Genomic DNA, 5,624 nt, shown 5'->3' with positions numbered 1-5,624 from the left:
GATATAAAAGCAAAATTTCATAGAGCCGAATCTTGCCAAGGTTGGGGTCGAGGGTTCGAATCCCTTCGCCCGCTCCAATGATTTCAACGACTTAGGTAATATCGCCTTTGCTGCCCAGAGCGGGGTTTTAGCCTGCGTTTTAATCAGCGCTCTGATTGGAACGCCGGTTCAAAAATCCTGTAAATTCAGCCTTTAAGCCGGCCTTAGATGGGACATTGCCGGTTTATGCGATTGGCACTGCGCTCATCTTTGTGTTCAGCTCGCTCCTAAAAACGGATGAGCGAGCTCATCCGTAACGCTTTGGGCCTGGTCCGTGCAATCCAAAACCTCACTTAAACGGCATTTGCCCGGGAAGAGCGGTTGGCGTCGAGCACCGTTTGCCAGCTTCCCAATTAGAACAGTCTATTTTGGCGGAAAGCCTAATGGCCCTCGTCCTTGATCAGTTGTAATAGCAGCATTTAGGCCGCTCAGAACGCTTGGCAGTTCTCGCGACCATACCGGCCGCTTATTTCGGTTGGCCAAAGCACGGCTTCAGTTAGAAGAGGTCATGTTTAAGCAGTCGCCGACACAAGCCAAGCCTTACCCTGCATCATCACGCCTTGCCCGGCGACATAATGCTTTTGGAATAGTTCGACCAAATCCGTTTCAGCTGCCGCGCGAACGTCTGCACCCTGTTCCTCTAGCGCGCGTCCAGCCGCCATTGAAGACAGAACGAACGATACCGCATCATGAGCTGTGGCATTCACGCCACCAATTGGTTGAAGCCCATTATAGGCCACGACGCTGGCTTCCGAAAAGCCGCCGCTCGCAAGAATTTCGTTCAGATAGTCAAGGTCTTCAAACGCGAATGGGCCGGGCGTTCGGGGAACGACCGGGGGTATATCGACATAACGGCGGACGACCCCCATCATTTCCATCATCCACAAATTGTCGCGTGGTGGGCCCCATACTGCCAGATCAATCCGCGCACCGGGACGCAGCAGACTGTGCAAATTTGCAAAGGCCTTATCCGGTTCGGGGAAAAACATACTGCCAAAGCGCGAAAAGAGCCTGTCAAACGGGGCATCTTCCAACTGGACCGTGGCCCCATCAGCGCAGATGAATCCAATGTTGGTAACTCCAGCGTCTTTCGCACGCCGCATAGACGCGGTCGTCAAGTCGGGTGAAATGTCGATGCCAACCACTTCACCGGAAGGCGCAACGGCCTTTGCTATGGCAATTGTCGTCCCGCCACCACCGCAGCCGATATCAAGCACGCGTTCGCCGAGTTTAAAATCGGCTTGCCGAAGAAGCGCCTCGCCAATCGGGGCAATCATGCCCTCAAAACATGCGAGATTGGCAAGCCATTTGGCACCCATCTCGCCCGCCCAATCTTCGCCCTTCAATGGTTCGGGGCCGTTGTTTATCTCGGTCATTTTTGCGCCGCTCCTTATGCAATTTTTTAGAGCAATACCCATCGGATAGCACTGCCGACGATCGCCAGCGCCGCGACGCTCAGCAGCCAGATGCCGAAGAACCAGCCCAATTGTTTGGCGCGCGGCATCAATGATATCCGTCGTGGCCGACTTTACCGCGGAACACCCAATAGGACCATGCGGTGTAGGCAACGATGATCGGGACCATGATGGATGCGCCGATCAGCATGAAGACTTGGCTGCGATGTGGTGCGGCTGCTTCCCAGATAGTGACCCGCGCCGGAATGACGTTTGGCCAGATCGAAATGCCAAGGCCAATCAGGCATAAGCCAAACAATGCGAGTGCCCAGAAGAACGGCTGCGCGTCTTTGGTCTGGCGCAGGCTGCGGTAGAAGAGGAATGTCACGGCGATAGTGGCAATCGGCACTATCGCCGCTGCCAATACACCCGGATAGCTCAACCAACGCAGATAATATTGCGCCTCAAGCGTCAGCGTGGCCAGGCTGATGAGGCCGATCATCAAAAGCAAGCTAATGCCCAGCCGTCCGGCATACGTGACAGCCTGACGCTGCAATGCGCCTTCGGTTTTCCAGTTTAGCCAGCACGCGCCCAAAAGCGCATAGCCGACCACCAGCCCAAAGCCGGTCAAAATGCTAAATGGCGACAACCATTCCCACCATCCACCGGCATAGGAACGGCCTTCAACGGTAATGCCTTGGAGCAGTGCGCCAAGAGCTATCCCCTGCGCGAAGGTGGCAATGAACGAGCCCAGCGTGAAGGCACGATCCCATAGTTCGCGATGCGCGGGGTCACGCCAACGAAATTCGAACGCAACGCCGCGGAACACAAGGCCAAGCAGCATCGCAATCATCGGGGCATAAAGCGCAGGCAAGATGATGGCATACGCCAGCGGGAAGGCCGCGAGCAAACCGCCTACCCCCATCACCAGCCATGTTTCGTTTCCGTCCCAGACAGGCGCGATACTGTTCATCGCGGTATCGCGGTCCTTGCCCACTTTGAAAAAGGGAAACAATATGCCGATGCCAAGGTCAAAGCCGTCCATGACGACATAGGCAATGATGGCAAAGCCAATGATGCTGGCCCAAATGACTGTCAGATCGATCATGCCGATGCTCCTTCCAATACCGCGGGTGCAGGGGTGATGCCTGCGCTTCGGATAGGGGCACCATCCAGCGTGCTTTCATGCGCCTCCGGTGCTTTCTTCATCAAGCGCAGCAAATACCAAATGCCCATGCCGAACACTGTGAAATATACGACGACAAAGGCGAGAAGCGAGAAAGCGACCGCGGGTGCATCCAGTGGCGACGCGCTATCAACGGTGCGCAACACGCCATAGATTGTGAAGGGTTGCCGCCCAACTTCGGTCACGACCCAGCCGGCAAGCACCGCAATGAAGCCAGACGGGCCCATCACTAATGCGGCCTTATGGAGCCACGACCATTCATATAACTGCTTTCTTGCCCGCGCGAGCAGGCTCCACATGCCGATGGCTACCATCGCCATGCCGAGACCGACCATGATCCGGAATGCCCAGAAGACAATGCCAACCGGCGGCTCGTCTGCGTCGGGGATGGTATCAAGCCCAGCGAGCGGTGCATTCAGGTCATGCTTCAGGATCAACGAAGATGCTTTGGGAATTTCGATGGCGTAATCGACCGTGCGCTCTTTGCTGTTCGGAATGCCAAACAATATCAATGGCGCGCCGTCGGGATGGCTTTCATAATGCCCCTCCATCGCCATGACCTTCGCGGGTTGATGCTCCAAGGTGTTGATGCCGTGAAAGTCACCCGCGACAACCTGAAGCGGCGCGACGATGGCCGCCATCCACATCGCCATCGAAAACATTTTGCGCGCGCCCGGATTGGCTTTGTCTTTCAACAAATGCCAGGCACCAACCGCCCCCACGGCAAAGGCTGTGGTCAGATAGGCCGCCAGTAAAGTGTGGACGAGGCGATACGGGAAGCTGGGGTTAAAGATGATGGTCCACCAGCTATCACCGGGCATGAACTGACCATTGGCCGCAATTTCATATCCCACGGGCGTTTGCATCCAGCTGTTCACCGACAATATCCAGAATGCGGAAATGAAGGTGCCGATGGCGACGGCCAGCGTTGCAACAAAGTGGAGCTTGCGCCCAACCTTGTTGATGCCAAAAAGCATGACGCCCAGAAAACCGGCCTCCAAAAAGAATGCCGTCAGCACTTCATAGGCCATCAAAGGCCCAATGACGGGTCCGGCCTTGTCCGAAAATACCGACCAGTTGGTGCCGAATTGGTAGGACATGACGATGCCTGAGACGACGCCCATCGCAAAAACGACGGCGAATATCTTCAGCCAGTAACGAAACAGATTAGCGTACACGCCCTTACCGGTTTTCAGCCACAGCCCCTCAAGAACCGCGAGAAAGCTCGCCAGCCCAATCGAAAACGCCGGGAACAGAAAATGGAAGCTTACGGTAAAAGCAAATTGTGCGCGGGCCAGAATTATTGCCCATTCCTGCTCGATCATCATATCAGTCCCCTTGCCATCCACAAATCGGCTGGCATTTGCGTTTCTTCTTCGCGATTGGCGATTTCCAGCACGGCTTCAAAAGCTTCATTTTGTGAAAGCCACACCCGTCCGGTAAGTTCGTGCAGGAAATGCCCGCGTTCGAGCGCGTCCATCACCGGGCCTTTGACTTCGGACAGGTGAAGACACACCCCAGCATCGGCCATGCGGTGATTGATGGCCTCGATGCTCTCCAGAGCAGAAGCGTCAATCGCGTTGACGGCCGAGGCCATCAGGATGAGATGCTTGAGCTTGGGGTGTGCGGCAATCTCCTCCAGCACGAATTCTTCCAGCCAGCGCGCGTTGAGATAGGTCAGGCTTTCGTCGATGCGGATGGTCAGGATGCGGGGGTCGGTGAACACCTTGTGGCGTTTCACATTTCGGAAATGCTCCGTCTCGGGAACCCGTCCGACAATGGCGGCATGTGGCCGTGAGGCGCGCCAGAGGAACAATGCGAGGCTTAGGCCGACACCGGCCATCACGCCGGGTTCAACGCCAATCAGGAGCGTCACAGCTATTGTCGCTGCCATCGCGGCAAAATCGGCTTTGGAATAATGCCAAATCGCGCGCGGCGTTTTAAAATCGACGAGGCTCAGGACCGCAACGATGATTGTACCTGCCAATGTGGCGATGGGGAGAGAGGCGAGTAATGGAGTCAAGAAAAGGGCTGCCAGCAATATGCCAACTGCCGTGAACGCACCTGCGGCCGGGGTCTCTGCGCCCGCATCAAAGTTGACGACCGAACGGGCAAATCCGCCCGTCACGGGATAGCCGCCCGAAAAAGCGGCGGCGACATTGGCTGCACCCAGGCCGATAAGTTCCTGATCCGGAACAATGCGTTGCCGCTTTTTCGCTGCGAGCGTTTGCGCGACAGAGACCGATTCCACAAATCCAATGATGCTGAGCAATAAAGCAGGAATGGCCAGTCGCTGCCATAGTTCCGCATCGAACAAGGGAACGGTAAAGGGCGGCAAGCTTTGCGGGATGTCGCCCACCACCTTCACGCCTTTGGCTTCAAGATCGAAGGCAATGACCGCCAAAATCGACAACGCGACCGCAACGATGGGCCCGGCTTTGGCAACAAGATCAGCGGGCCGCGCCGCCAGCCCGAAACCGACGAGCATGGGTTTCAAACCCTTGCGTACCCAGAATAGAAATCCGGTCGCAATCACGCCAATCGCAAGCGTGTAAGGATTTGTGTCCTTGGCATTTTCGATCAACGTCGTGACCAGCTCGGGCATTGCCTCACCCGACGCCTTAATGCCCAACAGCGACTTGAGTTGGCTGGTGGCAATAATGATACCGCTTGCGGTGATAAATCCTGACACAACAGGATGCGATAACAGGTTGGCGAGAAAACCCAGACGCAACACACCCATGACAATCAGGATCAGCCCGGACAGCAACGCGAGGACAAGTGTGGCGGCGATAAATTCGGCGCTGCCCGGTGCGGCAACGGCGCTCGCCGCTGTCAAAGTCATCAGCGAAATCACCGCCACCGGTCCAACGGCGAGTGCGCGGCTCGTCCCGAACAGGGCATAGGCAATGATGGGAAGAATAGACGCGTATAGCCCTATTTCCGGTGGCAAGCCCGCCAACATGGCATAAGCCAGGCTTTGTGGGATGAGCATGATTGTGACG

Annotated in this window: 5 protein-coding genes; all 5 read right to left on the bottom strand. The window is 56.2% G+C overall.

What is annotated here, in order from left to right; genetic code table 11:
• Positions 1-551: 551 nt before the first annotated feature.
• A complete protein-coding gene (locus tag ACIQ0G_RS09920) occupies positions 552-1,415 on the bottom strand; it encodes a class I SAM-dependent methyltransferase (RefSeq protein WP_397577766.1) in 864 nt (287 codons plus the stop codon).
• Between the two features lie 26 nt (positions 1,416-1,441).
• Positions 1,442-1,543, bottom strand: a complete 102-nt coding sequence (locus ACIQ0G_RS09915; RefSeq protein WP_183942126.1) for a DUF2474 family protein — start codon at positions 1,541-1,543, stop codon at positions 1,442-1,444.
• A complete protein-coding gene (gene cydB / locus ACIQ0G_RS09910; protein ID WP_397577765.1) occupies positions 1,543-2,541 on the bottom strand; it encodes a cytochrome d ubiquinol oxidase subunit II in 999 nt (332 codons plus the stop codon). The genes ACIQ0G_RS09915 and cydB overlap by 1 nt, the downstream gene beginning before the upstream one ends.
• Complete coding sequence (locus tag ACIQ0G_RS09905) at positions 2,538-3,944, bottom strand: cytochrome ubiquinol oxidase subunit I (protein WP_397577767.1); 1,407 nt, start codon at positions 3,942-3,944, stop codon at positions 2,538-2,540. The genes cydB and ACIQ0G_RS09905 overlap by 4 nt, the downstream gene beginning before the upstream one ends.
• On the bottom strand, positions 3,944-5,624 hold a 1,681-nt coding region (locus tag ACIQ0G_RS09900), incomplete at its 5' end, for a SulP family inorganic anion transporter (protein ID WP_397577764.1). The genes ACIQ0G_RS09900 and ACIQ0G_RS09905, both read right to left, overlap by 1 nt.

The organism is Sphingorhabdus sp., assembly GCF_044354325.1.
GTDB lineage: Bacteria > Pseudomonadota > Alphaproteobacteria > Sphingomonadales > Sphingomonadaceae > Sphingorhabdus_B.
Note: the sequence above shows the minus strand (reverse complement) of the source record. Positions and strands in the feature narration are given on the sequence as shown.

Coding starts and splice junctions, on each gene's coding strand:
- cydB (WP_397577765.1), bottom strand. CDS start 2,541: ATGATCGATCTGACAGTCATTTGGGCCAGCATCATTGGCTTTGCCATC.
- ACIQ0G_RS09905 (WP_397577767.1), bottom strand. CDS start 3,944: ATGATCGAGCAGGAATGGGCAATAATTCTGGCCCGCGCACAATTTGCT.
- ACIQ0G_RS09920 (WP_397577766.1), bottom strand. CDS start 1,415: ATGACCGAGATAAACAACGGCCCCGAACCATTGAAGGGCGAAGATTGG.
- ACIQ0G_RS09915 (WP_183942126.1), bottom strand. CDS start 1,543: ATGCCGCGCGCCAAACAATTGGGCTGGTTCTTCGGCATCTGGCTGCTG.